General features: G+C 64.3%; 11 protein-coding genes. All 11 read right to left on the minus strand.

Annotated elements, in window-relative coordinates:
• Positions 1-43: 43 nt before the first annotated feature.
• Genes KUA23_RS29490 through tagH form a run of 11 tightly spaced genes read right to left on the minus strand, consistent with a single transcriptional unit; the run spans position 44 to position 16,044 of the window.
• Positions 44-1,753 carry an SUMF1/EgtB/PvdO family nonheme iron enzyme gene (locus KUA23_RS29490; RefSeq protein ID WP_252993230.1) on the minus strand — a complete coding sequence of 570 codons (1,710 nt, stop codon included), beginning with the start codon at positions 1,751-1,753 and terminating at the stop codon, positions 44-46.
• Positions 1,746-2,930 (minus strand): ABC transporter permease family protein, encoded by a 1,185-nt coding sequence (locus KUA23_RS29495; protein ID WP_078051008.1) that lies wholly within the window; start codon positions 2,928-2,930, stop codon positions 1,746-1,748. The genes KUA23_RS29490 and KUA23_RS29495 overlap by 8 nt, the downstream gene beginning before the upstream one ends.
• Positions 2,930-3,634 (minus strand): ABC transporter ATP-binding protein, encoded by a 705-nt coding sequence (locus tag KUA23_RS29500; RefSeq protein WP_078050746.1) that lies wholly within the window; start codon positions 3,632-3,634, stop codon positions 2,930-2,932. Before KUA23_RS29500 ends, KUA23_RS29495 begins: the two co-directional genes overlap by 1 nt.
• Positions 3,634-6,615, minus strand: coding sequence for a serine/threonine-protein kinase (locus KUA23_RS29505; protein WP_252993231.1), 2,982 nt, complete (start codon positions 6,613-6,615; stop codon positions 3,634-3,636). Before KUA23_RS29505 ends, KUA23_RS29500 begins: the two co-directional genes overlap by 1 nt.
• Positions 6,612-7,331 (minus strand): PP2C family protein-serine/threonine phosphatase, encoded by a 720-nt coding sequence (locus tag KUA23_RS29510; protein WP_078050748.1) that lies wholly within the window; start codon positions 7,329-7,331, stop codon positions 6,612-6,614. Before KUA23_RS29510 ends, KUA23_RS29505 begins: the two co-directional genes overlap by 4 nt.
• Positions 7,332-7,985 (minus strand): type VI secretion system-associated protein TagF, encoded by a 654-nt coding sequence (gene tagF, locus KUA23_RS29515; RefSeq protein WP_252993232.1) that lies wholly within the window; start codon positions 7,983-7,985, stop codon positions 7,332-7,334. It abuts the gene before it with no gap.
• Positions 7,982-11,482: a type VI secretion system membrane subunit TssM gene (gene tssM / locus KUA23_RS29520; protein WP_252993233.1), complete on the minus strand. Its 3,501-nt coding sequence runs from the start codon at positions 11,480-11,482 to the stop codon at positions 7,982-7,984. Before tssM ends, tagF begins: the two co-directional genes overlap by 4 nt.
• Positions 11,479-12,768, minus strand: a complete 1,290-nt coding sequence (locus KUA23_RS29525; protein WP_252993234.1) for a DotU family type VI secretion system protein — start codon at positions 12,766-12,768, stop codon at positions 11,479-11,481. The genes tssM and KUA23_RS29525 overlap by 4 nt, the downstream gene beginning before the upstream one ends.
• Positions 12,769-12,774: 6 nt before the next feature.
• Positions 12,775-14,109 (minus strand): type VI secretion system baseplate subunit TssK, encoded by a 1,335-nt coding sequence (gene tssK / locus KUA23_RS29530; protein WP_078050752.1) that lies wholly within the window; start codon positions 14,107-14,109, stop codon positions 12,775-12,777.
• Between the two features lie 18 nt (positions 14,110-14,127).
• A complete protein-coding gene (gene tssJ, locus KUA23_RS29535) occupies positions 14,128-14,637 on the minus strand; it encodes a type VI secretion system lipoprotein TssJ (RefSeq protein WP_078050753.1) in 510 nt (169 codons plus the stop codon).
• A gap of 57 nt (positions 14,638-14,694) precedes the next feature.
• Positions 14,695-16,044, minus strand: coding sequence for a type VI secretion system-associated FHA domain protein TagH (gene tagH, locus KUA23_RS29540; RefSeq protein ID WP_078050754.1), 1,350 nt, complete (start codon positions 16,042-16,044; stop codon positions 14,695-14,697).
• Between the last annotated feature and the right edge of the window lie 244 nt (positions 16,045-16,288).

Genomic DNA, 16,288 nt, shown 5'->3' on the forward strand with positions numbered 1-16,288 from the left:
ACCGCCGCCTGAGTCCCTTCCAAGCTCGCCATACAGCCAGCGATCATCGCTGACCGCTCGCTGCGAGCAATTCCTTCAAGATCGTTGCCGGGTCGGCCCGCTGTTGTTTGCGGTAGTTGCCGACATGGCGAACGAACAGTGTTGCGCGCATCACCAGGCTCTTGCCGAGCACTGGCTTGCGATCCAACTCTTCCTTGATCCGTTGAAACTGCGCCTGGATCACCGCATCGGTATAGCGCGTGCCGGTGGCCAGGTTGTCGATATAGATCGCCACGGCGCCATCGAGCGCGCTGCGGCCATTGGTGATGGCCATCTCAAACAGTTGCGCGCTGGCCTCGTCCTTGTTGTCCAGGGCCTGCTGGCGACTCTTCTGCAGGTTGGCCAGGCGGATGTTGTAGTTGGCGATGGTCTCGGCCACCAGGGCGGCCGACTGAATCAGGTTGCCCGCGGCTTCTTCGCGTTGCTGGGCGATCAGCGAGACATTGCGCTTGAGCTCTTCGTTGACCAGCCCCAGCTCGGCTTGCAGCTTGGGGTCGGCGCTGGCGGCGATGATGCTGTCCAGGCGCTTGGTCGGGTCCTGGGCGTCGTCAATGGCGTCGGTCAGCGAGGCCAGGCGGCCCTCTTTCTGCCACTGCGCGAACAGCTCCTTATAGCGCGAGCGCGGTGCCGACAGCGCGCCAATCGCTACGCGGAAACCGGTGGTCTCGTTGCTTTGCTCGGTGCCGTCGGCGGCGAACAGCGGGTACTCACGGCGCATGCCGGTGAACAGCGTGCCCTCGCCTTCCAGGTAGTTGCCACCCTTGACCACAAAGCCGCCATAAGTGCCCTGGCGACGCCCGGCGTGCACCAGTTGAAAAGACTCTTGGACCATTTCTGCGGCGTTGCCGATCACATCGAACAGGCCGATCGGGTTGGGTAATTTGGTGCCGATGGGCATCAGGCGTGCGGCCTGGCCGGTGCCGCCAGCCACCTGGTTGAACACGGCGTAATCGCCGAGCGGGCCGTCGCTGTCACTGCCTTCGACGCGGCGGGGGAACAGGCGCCCTTCCAGGTCTTGGCGACTCACGGCATGGCCACCGCGTGCGGCGAATTCCCACTCCACTTCGGTGGGCAGGCGCACAAAACCGAGGCCACCGTCATCCGCCGAAGAACCGCGACCACTGACCGGCAGCAACTCACGGTGGTATTTCATCAACCAGGCGCTGTACACCGCCGAGAAGCGCTCGGCTTCAAACCGCGACAGCTTGACCTTGGGCAAGCGCCCGGCCATGCCAGTAGGTGCGTCGCACGCAGGCGCGGGTTCACCACTGGCCAACGACTGCGCCTGGGACATCACCTGGGCGTACTGGCGTGCGGTCACTTCGTACTTGCCGATGAAGTACAGCATCGGCTTGAGCGGGGTCTTGGCGTCGGTCTTCGGCATCAACGGCGCGATGACCTTGCTCCAGTCTTTGGGCAGGTCCTTGAGGGTGAACTGGCCGTTGATGAAGTCGCGACGGTAGCCGGAAATAAACGACTGCTGATAACCCGCCTCGCCTTCGGCAAAGGGGTAGCCGAGGCTGATTTCGCGGTCATCCAGGGTGCCCTGGGCCAGCACATAGGCATAGCGGAACACCATGTTGCCTTCGCACGGCAGCGGCAGGCTGACGTCGCCTTCCAGCGGCTTGGGGTTATCGAGTTTGTCACTCGCCTCATCGGCCCAGGCCATCGAGGCCAGGGTCAGCGCCACACAGGCGCCCAGTAACTTATACATCTCTGATTCCTTCAGAAGCCTGGATCCGCGCCACTCGCCAACCGCCACAGGCCGCCGCCACGGCGCTGACGCCGAGCACAGCAGCCAGGGCCAGGCCGTAATGGCGCGCCAGCAGGTGACTGGCGTGTTCGCCCGGCACCTGCACAAATAACTGATTCAACGCTGCCTCGGCCAGGCCATACAGCCCGGCACTGAGTACGGCAGCAAAGCCTGCGCTATACAACGCCTGCACCACCACGAATAACAGCAGCCCGCCCGTGGAAAACCCCAGCAGGCGCAGCACCGACAATTCCCGCCGCTTGCGTGCCACGGCGGCCAGGGCCCCGGCAAATATCGCCGCAAACGCCCCCGCCAACGCCAACCCGCAGATCACCCAGAACACGATCGACAGGTTGCGGCTCAACGACTGCACCTGCGCGATGGTCTGTGCCTGGGTCGACACCAGTAAATTCTGCGCCGCGAAGTACACCCGCAGCGGCTCCACATCGGTGAGGGTGCGCGCATATAAGCGGAACGCCGGGTAGACCCGCTGCTCATTCGTCCCCTCCACCTCACCACTCCATCCCAACGCCGGCACTGCGCGACCGTCGCGGTAATCTTCCGCCGCTTCCAGCACTTTCAGATCGGCAAACAAGCCGTCACGGGCAAACGCTTCCAACGGCAGTACCGCCAGCACCTGCAAGCGTGTGCGCTGGGCTTCCACGCGTCCCGCCACTTGCCGTGCAAAGCTGGTTTCCAGCCAATCCCCAGGCCGCGCCGCAAGCTTCTCGGCGGCAGTGTGGCTCAGCACGATCTGGTCCAGGCCCTGTGGCACCGGCAGGCCGGCGAGCAACGGATCACCCGACGCGGTCGGCAGCATCTCCAGGACCAGCGTGCCCACCTGCGCGGTCGCCGCAATCTGCCGCGTACGCGGCAACGCAAACGCCACATCACTGCGCTGGCCGAGCTGCTCGATGAATGCGCTGCTGAATCGACCACCGCCCAACGGAATAATTTCACGGGTGGCGGGGTCGGTCTCCAACCGTTCGGTCAAACTGCTAACCAGTCCAAATTTCAGGCCGAATAACACCAGCAACGGTGCGATCACCGCCACCAGCGCGAGCACCGAGCAGGCGGACAGCCAGGCATCGTTGCGATAATCCTGCCAGGCCAGCGACGTCACCAGACCGAGGCGCATCAGCATGCCTCCCCAAGGGTCGCCGTCACACCGCCGTCGGTGTCGCGACGGCAACTGATGCGCCGCACCTGCAAGCCACTGGCGCGGGCCAGGGCTTCGTCATGGGTGGCGATCACACAGGCGGCACGGTGTTCGCGCGCCTGGGCCAGCAGCGCTTGCATCACGCGCTCGGCATTCAAGGGGTCGAGGGACGCCGTCGGTTCGTCCGCCAGCACCAGGTGCGGTGCATGGGCCAAGGCACGGGCACAGCTGACGCGCTGGCGCTGGCCTACCGAGAGCGCCGCCGGCTTCTTGGCCAACTGATCGCTGATCTCCAACTGTTCGGCCAGGCGCGCCACGCTGCCATCGTCCTTCAAGCCCAGCAGTTGCCGGGACAAGGCGATATTGCCGCGCACATCGAGAAAACCCAGCAGGCCACCGGTTTGCAGCACATACCCCAGATGCTGGCTACGCAGCGCGGCCAAGGTAGATTGCTGATCACCGCGCCATAGCCCGGCAATGTCGTGCTGATGGAATTCGAACTGCCCGACCTGGTCCGGCGCCAACACCAGCGCCAGCAGGTCCAGCAAGGTGCTTTTGCCGCAACCGCTGGGCCCGACAATCGCCAGTTGCTCACCCGCACGCAGCGCCAGCGCCGGGATCACCAGGCTATAGCGCTGGCTACCGACGCCCCGGCTCTTGTGCACCGCGTTCAGGTTCAGCATCACGGCAATGTCGACAACGGCACGCGGTACAACGCATCACCCGGCTCGGCATCGCCAAAACGGACCCAGTTGGCCACGTCATTGTGGAAGGTTTCGTAGAGACGGATCTTCGAATCCAGCTCGTCGATAAAGTCTTCCTGCTCGGCCACGCTCAACGACAACCACAGGTCCTGGGTCATGTTCAGCGACTTGCTGCGGTACGGCAGGCCTTCCAGGTATTCACCCAGAATGCCGCCGTCGGCCAGGTTGCCGCCCTTGCGCAAGGCTTGCGGGTCGCGGCTCATGTAGGCCGACGCGCTGGCAATTTCCTGGAAGAAGTCCTTGGGCGAGGTCTGGGTCTTGCGCGCCGCGTCGACAATCAGTTTCAGCGACTGCTGCAGGTCGTTGAGCTGCAGCTTGGTCAGCATCACGCACACCTGGAACGCCGGCAGCGCCGGGTTGGTCAGGTCGCGGTCGGCGGTCCAGGCGCTGACCAGTTGCGGCGCCTGGCTCGCGGCTTTGCGCCCGAGGAAATCCATGTGCATGGCATAACCGACGGCTGCGGATTTGTCCGCCAGGCTCGGTGCGCTGTTCAGCAATGGCACCGGCTGCGGCGTATTGCTGCGCACCTGGTGCACAAGGTTGGCGAACACCGTGCCGATCTCATCCACACGTTCACCGAGCTTGCGCACATCGCCACCGGGCACCGCCGTGTACAGGTCGCCAATCTGCGGGTTGGCGTCGGCGGTGAGGACGCGGTACTGGCTCTCGGCGCCGGCATGGGTTTTCTTGCCGGCGTCGGTGCGCAGGTGCAAGGCGTAGATCTTGATCTGCTTGCCCAGCGCGGCCTGACGCACTTCGGCTTCGTTCATCTGGGTGGCGGCAAACGGATCGTTCTTGCGCAGCGCGCCGGCGTCGGTGACCAGCAGGATGATGCGCCCGCCGTAGCCGGACCAATCCATGCCATCCACCGCCTGCATCACCCCGGCGAACGCGTCTTCGTTGAAGGAATGGCTGGACACGGTGGACGCCTTGACCTGGCGCGCCATGTCGAGAAACCGCTGCGGGTCGCGGCCCTGGTCAAGGGTGATCAGGGTCTTGGCCACGTATTCCAGGCCGGGGGTTTTCTTGATGCTGCTGCGAAACCCCACCATGCCGAAGCTGACGCTGTCCAACTCGCCCCGCTCGGCGATGCGAGTTTGCAGTTCGTGCACCACGTCGCGAACCTGGTCGATATAGGGCTGCATCGACACGGTGGTGTCCACTACCAGCACCACGGCCGTGCGGAAGGCATCGGCGTTGGCCTTGAGCACCGGCGTCGAGGGCTTGGCCGCTGCGCTGCTGCCGGGGTCGATGGAGGCCACGTTGAGCAACTGCACAGGCTGGCCGTTCTCGTCGAAGCTCTCTTTGGAATCGAAGATTGGTAGCAGGTAGAACTGATTCTGCGGCACTGCGCTGGCGCTCGGTTCCAAGGCCAGGACCTGGCTGTTGTCTTCGCTGTTTTTCTGCGCCTTGGCCAGGACGCCTTTGGCTGCGGCGGGATCGGCCAGCAGTTTTTCCACTTCGCCGGATTGGCGCAGGAACATCACCGGCGCCCGGCCCGAACGCTCGGTGAACTTGAGCACCAGGCTCTGTTTCCAGTCGCTGACCTGCGACGCAGGCAACCAACCATCGCTGCGGCCATCGGTGGCGGCACCGACACGCACCCAGGGGCTGCCGTCGACGTCCTTGCGCTGGTAAACGTAGAGCACGGAAAACGCCGGCAGGGCTTTGCCCGGCGCGCTGCCGGCGTCAGCGGAAAGCGTGGCGCCCGGTTTGCTCAACACGCGCTGAAACAGGGTCTTCTTGCCCGCCATCAGCAACGGACGCTGGCCGCCATCAACTTCGGCTACCGCGGGTGGCGGCGTGACTTGCGGCACCACCGCAGCCGGCGGCTTGGCAACAGGCTCATCGCTGCCACTCAACCACCAGTAACTGGCACCACCGATGGCCAAGGCAACCGCCACCGCAACCGCCGCCAGCGCCAACACCGGGCCACGGCGCTGTTCGGAGACGGCGTTGTGTTGCGTTGGGGTCACCACCCGCTGGCGCACGACAGGTTGCGGCTGCGGCTTATCGGTCGGAATATCGATGGAGACCGGAGTCATGCCCGCCAAGTCGAAGCTCAACGGGATAGGCAGCGGTCGCACCAGGGTGGCCTCCGGCGACTCTGCCGGCAGGTTATCCAGCGCCGCCAGCAACGCCGCCGCATCCGGGAAACGTTCCGCCGGGTCCTTGGCCAACAGCTTGCGCAACACCTCCTGGTAGCGGCCATGGTGCACCGGCAGTTCCGGCAACGGCTCGGTCAAGTGCGCCAGCGCCGTGGACAGCGCGTCAGTGCCGTTGTATGGCAGTTTGCCGACCAGGATTTCATACAGCACCACACCCAACGCATACAGGTCGGCCCGGCCATCGATTTCCTGGCCGCGCGCCTGCTCCGGGCTCATGTAGCTCGGTGTGCCCACGGCGAACCCGGCCTGGGTGAACTGGGTGCGATCATCCAGCGACTTGGCGATACCAAAGTCGGACAGCACCGCCGTGCCATCGGCGCGGAACAGAATGTTCGCCGGTTTCACATCGCGGTGCACCAGGCCCTGGGCATGGGCATAGCCCAGCGCCGAGGCGACCTGGCGGATCAGCGTGACGCCCTGCTCCGGCGTCATGCCGGCCGCGATGCGCTCCTTGAGCGTACCGTTGGGCAGGTATTCCATGGCCATGTAATACAGCTCACCGACATTGCCGATGTCATGGATGGTCACCGTGTGCGGGTGCGACAAGCGCGCCAGGGTCTTGCCCTCGCGCAGGAAACGCTCGCAAAAACTCGGGTCGGCCGCCAGCGCCGCCGCCATCACCTTCAATGCCACCTTGCGCTCCAGCGAGCGCTGGGTCGCCAGGTACACGCTGGCCATGGCGCCTTCGCCGATCTCGCCTTCGATGTCATAACCGGGGATGACGATGTTCATGGCGATACCTTCACGACGATGGCGGTGATGTTGTCCGGCGCCCCCCGGTTGAGCCCCAGGTGCACCAGGCTGCGCACGATTTCATCTGGCGCGTCGTGGCTGAGCACTTCGCGGATCTCATGGTCTTCGACGGTCTTGTTCAGGCCGTCGCTGCATAGCAGGTAGCTGTCACCGGGGGCGATCAGCAGGTCGACCACCGCCAGGTCCAGGTGGGCTTCCACGCCAATGGCGCGGGTGACGATATTGGCGCGCGGATGGGTGCGGGCATCGGCTTCGCTGAGCAGGCCGCTGTCTTGCAGGTCCTGGACGTAGCTGTGGTCGCGGGAGATGCCTTCGAGCACCCCGTCGCGCAAGCGGTACAAGCGACTGTCGCCGGCCCACAGGCACACGCCGCGCAGGCCACGGGCGGCCAACAGCACCACCGTGCTGCCCATCATGGTCACGCCACGGTTGGCGGTTTCTTCGCGCACGGCCGTGTTGATGCGAAGCAAGTCGTTGCGCAGCGCCGCCGTGTATTCATCCAGGGAGCGCCCCACCGGCACGCTGCGCAGGCTGTCGACGATCAGGCTGCTCACGTAGTCCCCGGCCGCATGCCCGCCCATGCCGTCGGCCACCACCCACAGGCGGTTTTCCGGCAGGTCCAGGCAGGCGTCTTCGTTGACCTGACGGACCATGCCCACATGGCTTTTGCTCGCGGATTTGTACGTCGACCCCATCTACACCACACCTTCTTGTCCGAGCAAAAACTGCGCAAAATCGCTGGCGGCAGGCAGGCCCTGACACCGCAACAAACCAGGGGAAATACGTTGTGAACCACGGCCCCACCACAGGCTGGCGCCTTCGCAGGCCTGTTCGGTCAGTGCGCTCATACGCCCGTGGGACACAGTGGCGGCCACCCGCTGCAAGCCGGCGAAACGGCTGCCCACGGCACGCGGCTCGCTCGGAGGGAAACCCAGGCCATCGAGGCCTTCATTGAAGCTTTCGAAGGTGGCACCGGAATCCAGGGTGCTGAGCAACAGTGCTTCGGCCTGTTCGAACCAGCTGTCCGGACCACCCACCAGCGAGGCAGGGTTGGTGTCGTGATCGAGTAACGCCACCACCGCCAGCGGGAAATAGCGCCCCACCCGATCGATGCTCGGCATCACCACGCCTGCCGCCGCGTCCGGACCGCACACGCCCGGTGCCAACACAAAGCGCCACAGCGGGCTGACCAGGTAGGTGTTGAGCCAGTCTGCGCCGAGGCTGTTCTGACTGGCGAGCAAACCCGCCGCCAGCCAACTGTCCCACGGGCCGACAAAACTCTGAGGCAAGGCGCGGCTGACAAAGTCACCGCGGCTGGCCAACTTGCCGTAGAAGCCCAGGGTCGTCATAGCCGCTCCGGCAGGCTGAAGCCACTGAGCACGCGGCTCTTGAACGGGTTGAAGGCGCTGTTGGCGCGCAGTTCGTAGGCGATGCTCGCACCGTCGACGCGCAGGCGCAGGTTGAAACGGTCCGGCGAATTACCGGCGGTGAGGTCCGATTGTTCCAGCAAGCGGAACCAGGCCCACGGTCCGTCCAGCGTCACACCCGAACGGCCACTGGCCGAGGGCGGCATGATGGAGATACGCACCACGCCAATGCTGCCGGGGTTCGGCCATTGCATCGCCACTGGGCGGCTGGGGCCGTGGTCGTAGCTCAATTGCTGGCCGTCGAGGTCAAGCAGGAACTGAGTGATGGTCGGGTCCATCGACACCGGCTTGAGTTCGAAACGCACGATGGGCTGGGTGCCACCCGAGCGGAAGAACGCATCGCGGATCGTCGCTGCGCGCTGGAAGGTTTGCAGCACGCCCGGAGCAATGCCGAGCTTCTGCGCCGCGCCCGGCTGCCAGCGCCAGGTCTGCGCCGAGGTGTCCACGTAAGGTTGCAGGTATTTGCGGAAGTAATTGTCCATCACCCCGCCCACGCCGAAGAACTGCCCGAAGTCATCCAGGGTGGCATCCCGCGCGCTGCCGGGCGACATCGGGTAGCGGCCGGCCAGGGACTGGCGATACACGTTGACCACTTCGCTGACCCAGGCCGCGTTCAGCTGGTTACGCACGCCGCCCATCATGCTGTTGGTGGTGGAGTTGACCACCGACTTGACCATGCCCTGCACCAACGGTGGCTGGCGCTCGGCGTTCAGGCTGACCCGCGTGGCCGCAGCCGCCGCCTGGTTCTTCGCCTCGCCGAGCAACGCATCGCCGCTGGCGCCGACCATGGCGCTGACCTGCACATACAGTGCATTCATATCGGTGAGCAGGCCATCGATGGCCGCCGGCTCGCCTTCGTTCTTGCTGACGATGCTGTTGAGCTCGGCAAAATGCGCGGTCACCGGATCATCCGCCGCAGCAGGTGCATTGGCGGTCGGTTGCTCCTGGCCGAGCAAGCTGCCCAGGCGCTCCTTGAGCTTGTCGACGCCACCTTCTACCGGCACGCCTTTGGCGGCCAGTTGGCGCTCTTCGGCTTGCAGGTCGGTTTCCTTGGCCACGGCCACCAGCAGTTTTTTCAGCGGCGAGCTCGGGCCGGAAATCACCCGCAGTACGTCGGCCGCCTGGGCCACGCTGGTGATCGGCACGAAGTCGATGTCCGCCAGCAACGCATCCCACTGGCGCTGGTAATCCTGGAAATACAGGCGACGCACATCGGCGGCGAGGCTCACCACGTTCTGCTGGTCGGCCTGTTCGTGCCCCAACACCCACTGCTCTTCAGCCAGGGTGCCGGTCTGGTTCAGGCTGCTCAGCAAAAACGCCTGGCGATAGCCCTTCGCGGTGAAGAACCCACTCAACGGCTCGCCAAGCGGTTTGCCACTTTTGCGGCTGAACACCAGCGCCGCGTCACGGCCGGCAGCTTCGTTGAGGCGAAAGTCCGGGATGCCTTCGGGCAGTTTCTGGCGCTTGACCCGGTCATACACACGCTGGGCAACCGGCAGTTGTTGCAACTGACGACGCAGGTCATCGATCAGGCGTGGGTCGAGGCGAGCACTCGGTGGATGGCGTTCGAACAGCGCCTGCAAGTGCCCGGCCAGTGCCTGGCGCTGATCGGCCGGCAGGTCGCGGGGCAGGTTGCGGTCCCAGTCGAGAGCGATCCAGGCCTTGATGAAATCCGGGTCGTAATGCTCGGTATCCGCCAGCATCAAGTAAGCCTTGAGGCCTTCGTAGAGGAAGTCGGAATTGCCGCCGCCGTGCAGTTGCTCTTCGATGCGCGTCACCAGGCGTGGCGCGAACACGGCGATCAGCAGCTTGCGGTAGACACTGGCGGACTCGGCTTCGAGCATATCGCCCTGGTACAGCCCCAGGCCCTCGGACCAGCTCGGCGAGTCGCCCGCCAGGTTCTTCACGGCGTTGAGCAACGGCAATACGGCGAGCACTTCACGCTGCGCCGGGCTCAGGTTCTGCACGGTCTGGCCCAGCGGTGCGACCTTCTGGTCGACCTGGGTGATATAGGCCTGGTTGGCGCGGTAACTCACCCACCACAGGCCGCTGACTACCACGACCAGTGCCACGGTGGCGGCCAGCACCCCGCGTGCAATCCACTTGCGCCGACGCTCGACCTTCGGGTTCACTCCCACCAAGCCACGCTCGGCAAACGCCACCGCAGTGAAGAGTTTTTCGATGAAGTAACTGCGCCCGGTGCCGCTCTGGCGCGCCAGGTGCTGGCGGTCCAGGTTCATGCTTTGAGCCATGGCGCCGATCAGGCGGTCGATCGGGCTGCCTTCCTGGGTACCGCTGGTGAAATACACACCACGCAGCAACACGCGCTCTTCAAAGGCATTGGGCTTGAACACGCCTTCGAGGAAGCTTTGCAGGCAATCCTTCAACGCGCCGAACTGCTGCGGGAAGCCGTAGATCAGGTCGCGCCGCGCCGGGTCGCGTTCCTGTTGCAGGCGCTCGACCAGGCGTTCGTTGAGGCGCTGTTCCAGGCCCGCGAACTCGCTTTGCAGGTGTGCCAACGGGCTGTCGCTGTTCTTGCCGTCGTCCAGGGCAAAGGTCATGCCCCACACCTGGGCGCGCTCTTCCTTGCTCAGGTTGTCGAAGAACTCCATGAAGCCTGGCACCAGGTCGAGCTTGGTCAGCATCAGGTAGATCGGGAAGCGCACGCCCAGTTGGGTGTACAGCTCCTGGATCCGCAAGCGGATGGCGGCGGCGTGGGCGGCGCGCTCGGCGTCGGTGCCGAGCAACAGGTCCGACAGGCTGATGGCGATGAAGGCACCGTCGATAGGCCGGCGCGAGCGCTGCTTTTTCAGCAGGTCGAGGAAGCCCAGCCACGCGGCTTTATCCACCGTGGAGTTGCTGTCCTGGGTGGTGTAGCGCCCAGCGGTATCGAGCAATACCGCCTGATCGGTAAACCACCAGTCGCAGTTGCGCGTGCCGCCAACACCACGCACGGCACCGGCGCCCAACTGTGCGGCCAGCGGGAAGTGCAGGCCGGAGTTGACCAGCGCCGTGGTCTTGCCCGAACCCGGCGGGCCGATGATCACGTACCACGGCAGCTCGTAGAGGTTGCGGCGTTCATCGCCACCCAGCTTGGCCTTCTTCAGCAGCGCCAGGGCCTCGTCCATGCGCTGGCGCAGGGTGCTGAGTTCTTCGGCGGTGGCGACGCTGTTGGGGTCTGCCGGGGTTTCGGCGGCCAGGCTGCGCATCACTTCGGCGGCCTGGCGACGGGCCTGGATAATGCGGAACACGCGGTAGGCAATCCACACCGCGAACACTAGGATGATCAGCGCCCAGCGGCGCCCTTCCGGCACCAGCACGTCGAGCAACGGCCCGACAAACCAGATGATCAGGCTCAGGGCGATCAGGCCCAGCACGGGAATCACCCAGCGAATCATGAAACTGAAAAACGCCTTCACTCGACGCCCTCCGCCAATACGGTGATTTCAACCCGACGATTGCGGGCGCGGCCTTCTGCGGTGGCGTTGGTCGCCACCGGCTCGGTGTCGCTTCGGCCCTCGGCGCTGAAGCGCTCCGCCTGGCCAGTCTTGGCCGCGAGGATTTCCAGCACAGACTTGGCCCGTGCTTCCGACAGCGCCCAGTTGGACGGGAAGCGCAGCGTGGCAATCGGGCGGTTGTCGCTGTGCCCGGTCACCCGCACCTGGCCTTTCACTTTGCGGATGGCATCGGCGATGCGCAGCATCAGCGGTTGGTAGTCATCGACAATGCTGGAGCTGGCGGACGCAAACAGCTCGTCGCCACGGATGGTCACCACTGAACGGTCGACCGCATCTTCCACGGCAACGCGCCCGGCCTTGATGTCTTCCACCAGGAAACCGGCCAGGCGTGGGCGCTCGATGACTTTGGGCTGCGCCACCGGACGGTCGATGGCCTGCACCGGGATTTCGCCCAACGCGTGAATATTCTTGAACACCGGCTCGGCATCCGACGCCAGCTTGAGGCGCAAGCCAAACAGCAGCGCCAGCAACAACGCCACGCCGATGGCCACGGCGATCCATGGCGGCATGAATTGCGCCAGGCGATCCCGCGCCACGGTCACGCCGCGCCAGTGTGGCGACAGTTCACGTTCGTGTTCGCCACGGGCGCTGCGAATGGCGGCAGCCGTGCGTTCACGCAGGGTTTCCAACTGACTGCGGCCGTCGTTCATTACGCGATAACGGCCTTCAAAACCCAGGCACATGCACAGGTACAGCAGCTCCAGCAGGTACAGGCGTTCCCGTGGGCTTTGCAGGCAGTGGTCGAGCAACTGGAAGACTTTTTCGCCGCCCCAGGCTTCGTTGTGCACGGTGATCAGCAGGCTCTGCTTGCCCCAGTCACTGGTGCTGCCCCAAGGCGTGCTCAACACCGCTTCATCCAGCGCGGTGCACAGCGCGTAACGAGCCAGCAGCACTTCATTACGTGCAATACCGGCCGCTTCGGCACGCTCTTCGAACTGGCGCAGGTAGGCCAACAACTGCGCGCGCAGGCTGGCCGGCGCCGGGTGGGCGATGGTATTGCGCAGGCGCGTCAGCAGGGCCAGCAAGGGGCCGGCGGCACTTTCCAGCGGGTTGAGGCCCTGGCTTTTGCCGGTGAGCATTGGCGCGGCTGGCATGGCCAGCGGCGACGGTTCGGCACGCACAGGTTCCGGCGCCCGGCCACCCGGACGCGGCATGAACTGGGTGCGGTCATCATCATTGGGATGCATCGCGGATTATCCTCGGATCGCCCAGAAGGCCAGGTTCAAGCCCGGGAACTGCCCGGCGATATGGAAGGCGAAGCCACCGGAGTTGCCCAGCTGTTGCCAAGCCTCGCTGCCGCGATCCAGCTCGTAATAGGTCGAGCCTGCGTGGTACGGCAATTGGCGCGGCGCCACGGGCAGAGGCAACAGGGTGATGCCCGGCAGTTGCAGGTTGACCAGGTCGCGGATGTGCTCCACCGAACCAACCTTGCTCTGCTGGCCGAAGCGTGCGCGCAGGGTTTCGCCGGGGACATCGGCACGCACCACCAGGATGAAACTGGCGTTGTCGAGCAGGGTCTTGTCGGCCAGCATCGCCACGTGCACGCCGTAGGCTTTCTCCACAATCGGGATTGGCGTGGCCTTGCTGTCGATCAGCATCGACAGCGCTTCACGCAGCGCGGCCATCACCGGGGCAAAGCTCAGGGCCAGGTCGTCGTGCTGGTATTGCGGGTATTCCTGGGGACGGCGGCCCGAGGTCGAGAAGGTCGAGAACTCACCGGCCAAGCTCACCAATTCACTGAAGAAGCGCTCCGGGTGCAGCGGGCTCAACTGGCTCAAATGCTGGATCAGCGGTTGGGCACGGTTGACCAGTTGCAGCAGCATGAAGTCGGCAATCTCCGACGCGCCACCGGCGCCTGACGCGACTACCCGCCCCGCCAGGGCTTCGCCACGCTGGTGCAGCAAGCCGAGCAATTCACTGCGGAACGCGGTCAGCGGCTTGCTCGCGGCGACGTCCAGGACCGGCGGAATGTAGGTGTCGTCGAGCACCAGCGCACGGTCGGCGCGCTTTTCCTTGATGCGTACCAGGCCGATGGCGGCGTAATCGCTGATGCCATCCTGGGCGGTCAGCAGGCGCAGGGCGCGGGAGCCCACGGCCACCGGAGCGCGGTTTTCGAACGGTGCGTTGTCGTCACGCACTTCACGGACCTGGCTCACGTAACGCGCGGCTTCCAGGGCTTCGCCTTCCTCCACGGTATCGCGGGCGCCGGCACGCTTGAGCGGCAGGGCCAGGTACACCAGGCCGTCGCGCAGGTTGTCGTCAATGTTTAGCGGGCTCGGCGCCAGGTCGTCCTGGGGGATGTTGAACGGCGTACCGTCTGGCAGCAGGCCGCGTGCCGACACGATTGCCAGCTTGCCCTGGGCCAGCAGGCCCTGGTCGATCAGCAACTCGGAAAAACCCCAGGCGCCGGCGGATAACGGACGGCTACGGGCGTCGATCAGGTTTTCCAGGTAACGGTCATGCTGCTGGAAGTGCTGCGTTCCGATGAACATGCCTTCCGACCAGACCACGCGATTGTTCCAGGACATGGGGGCTCCGATTGCTTCTTATTGGGCAGGGCTGGATGGGGTGACCACGACGTCAGCGCGCACGGCACGTACATCGAGGCTGATCTGATATTCGGTGTATTGGCGCGCGGGCACGTTGATCACCGTGCGCCATTGCGCGCGGTCCAACTCGCGATAGCCCACTAGCAAACCGATCTGGCGCGTGGAGGGGTCGAGGTCGCGCTGGATGCTCAGTTGCTCGCCGGGCTGCACCATCACTTCGTCCTGGTCCAGCAGGTCCAGGCCCAGGGTCGATTGCGCCCGATCAGCCAGAGCGAAGTAATCGGAGCGGGCAAAGGTGGCGGCGTTTTTCAGCTCGAAGATACGCACCCGCACCGGGGCGGCCTGGCCGTTGGCGCCGGGGTTAAGCCCGCTGATCGCATGAAAGTGCAGCTCGACGGCGGCGGTATCCGCGTCGGCCTCGGCGGCTGTTTCGGGTTTGGCGGCGTCTTTGGCACACGCCGTCAGCAGCAGCAAGGTGGCGGCTGCGAGTAAAAATCTGGGAATCATCCTGCGTCCTCAATGACGTACTTAGCTATCCGTTAATCCATGTGTTGCGGCGCGGTTTTACCGACGCTGTCGTGCGCTGTGCTCTTCGTAGGCCCGGCTGAATTCGCGGCCGAACAGGTCCTGGAAATCTTCCTGGGCCTCGCGGGAAATATTGCTGTAGAGCTCGGTGAACTGCTGCCAGTACTGCGCCTGGCGTGAGCCGTTGAAAATACTTGAGAGCCCGCCGGGCTTGCCCATGCGTTCTTCCAATTGCGCCGGTTCGAAGCGGCTGAGCAAGTGTTTGATCGCCGCTTCCACGCCGGCCATCACTGCCAACTGGTGGGCACGCAGGTCGTTGAAACTGTCGCGCACGGCGAGGTCCGGTGCCATAAACGCCTGGTTGCCGTGACGAAGCAAAAGCAGTAACGCTTCGTCAGCATTGGGGGCGAATTTCAACGGATTGTTTTCCGCGGGCTGGATCATCGTTTGCTGCATGCGGAACTCGCCTTTGAGGCTGGCACGGGCACGCAACACGTCGATCAGGCCTTCGACCATCAGGCGGTAGCTGCGGCCGATGCTTTCCATCTGGGCCTCGGCCTGGGCTTTGTCCAGGCGCAATTGGTCCAGGCCCGCGCCGCGCAGGAAGGCTTGCAAAAGATCGGGTTGTTGGCTGTCTGCCACGGGGAGCACAGGCTCGACCACGGGTGGCGACGGGATGACTGGCTGTGGAGTCGGCGGTGGTGGAGAGAGCGGTGGTGGAGCACTGACAACAGGTGCAGGCGCATCGCCAAACAGGTCCCAGTCTTCGGGGATCACCGCGCCCGACACCACAGGCGGCTCGGCCACAGGCATGGCGACTGGCGTCGGCGGGCGGAAGTCGTGCTGCTCGGAAGGTACGTGGTCCGGCGCGGTGGGCGGTGGCACGGCAGTGGGGCTGAGGAAATCAAACAGGTCCGGCAGCGTGTCCATCGAGGACGCCCCCTGGAACTGCGGCGCAATCACCGGCGTGGCGACTGGCGTGGGCGTGTTCACCACAGCGCCCATCAGCGCTTCAAAACTGTTCGGTGCATCGCCGGCAAACGGCTGGCTGTCGATGGCTTGCACATTGAAGTCGATGCGCGCCTGGATCTCGTAATCGCCGATGCGGATCAGTTCACCATCTTGCAACAGCTCACTATTACCCCGGCGCATACGAATACCGGCTTTAACCAACTCCACACCATTTGTGCTGTTATCGGTTAAATAATAACGGCCATCTTTGTATTGAATAACGCAATGCTGCGAGGACACCAGGCGCTCTGGATCAGGCAATACCCAGTCATTATCCGAGCTGCGGCCGATAGCCATCGCGCCCTGATTCATGGACTTTTCGGAGCACTGCCCAGGGGTAATCTTGTGATAACTAGTGATAGTCAAACACAGCGACATCTTGCCTCCTTGCTGATACTTCGCGCGCGGTCGATTCCCGGGACAGCGCTTCCCGGGGTATCCCCATCAGGTCGAGCAATCGACCATCTAAAACCTGCCAATGCCAGCATGATCGCTGATCTTAACTGGGCTCTATGACAAAAATCCTGTCCCGGTGCGTCGTTCGACCCACCAGTCGCACAGGTTGTTAAGCACCGCACATCTGTCACAGAGGGCGAATAGCTTACCTTGACAAGCCCTAAGT

The organism is Pseudomonas pergaminensis, assembly GCF_024112395.2.
Lineage (GTDB): Bacteria > Pseudomonadota > Gammaproteobacteria > Pseudomonadales > Pseudomonadaceae > Aquipseudomonas > Aquipseudomonas pergaminensis.

Bases quoted from the DNA above. Each gene is read 5' to 3' on its own strand.
- KUA23_RS29500 (WP_078050746.1), bottom strand. From the start codon at position 3,634: ATGCTGAACCTGAACGCGGTGCACAAGAGCCGGGGCGTCGGTAGCCAG.
- KUA23_RS29525 (WP_252993234.1), bottom strand. From the start codon at position 12,768: ATGCATCCCAATGATGATGACCGCACCCAGTTCATGCCGCGTCCGGGT.
- tagF (WP_252993232.1), bottom strand. From the start codon at position 7,985: ATGACGACCCTGGGCTTCTACGGCAAGTTGGCCAGCCGCGGTGACTTT.
- KUA23_RS29505 (WP_252993231.1), bottom strand. From the start codon at position 6,615: ATGAACATCGTCATCCCCGGTTATGACATCGAAGGCGAGATCGGCGAA.
- KUA23_RS29510 (WP_078050748.1), bottom strand. From the start codon at position 7,331: ATGGGGTCGACGTACAAATCCGCGAGCAAAAGCCATGTGGGCATGGTC.
- KUA23_RS29490 (WP_252993230.1), bottom strand. From the start codon at position 1,753: ATGTATAAGTTACTGGGCGCCTGTGTGGCGCTGACCCTGGCCTCGATG.
- tagH (WP_078050754.1), bottom strand. From the start codon at position 16,044: ATGTCGCTGTGTTTGACTATCACTAGTTATCACAAGATTACCCCTGGG.
- tssK (WP_078050752.1), bottom strand. From the start codon at position 14,109: ATGTCCTGGAACAATCGCGTGGTCTGGTCGGAAGGCATGTTCATCGGA.
- KUA23_RS29495 (WP_078051008.1), bottom strand. From the start codon at position 2,930: ATGCGCCTCGGTCTGGTGACGTCGCTGGCCTGGCAGGATTATCGCAAC.
- tssJ (WP_078050753.1), bottom strand. From the start codon at position 14,637: ATGATTCCCAGATTTTTACTCGCAGCCGCCACCTTGCTGCTGCTGACG.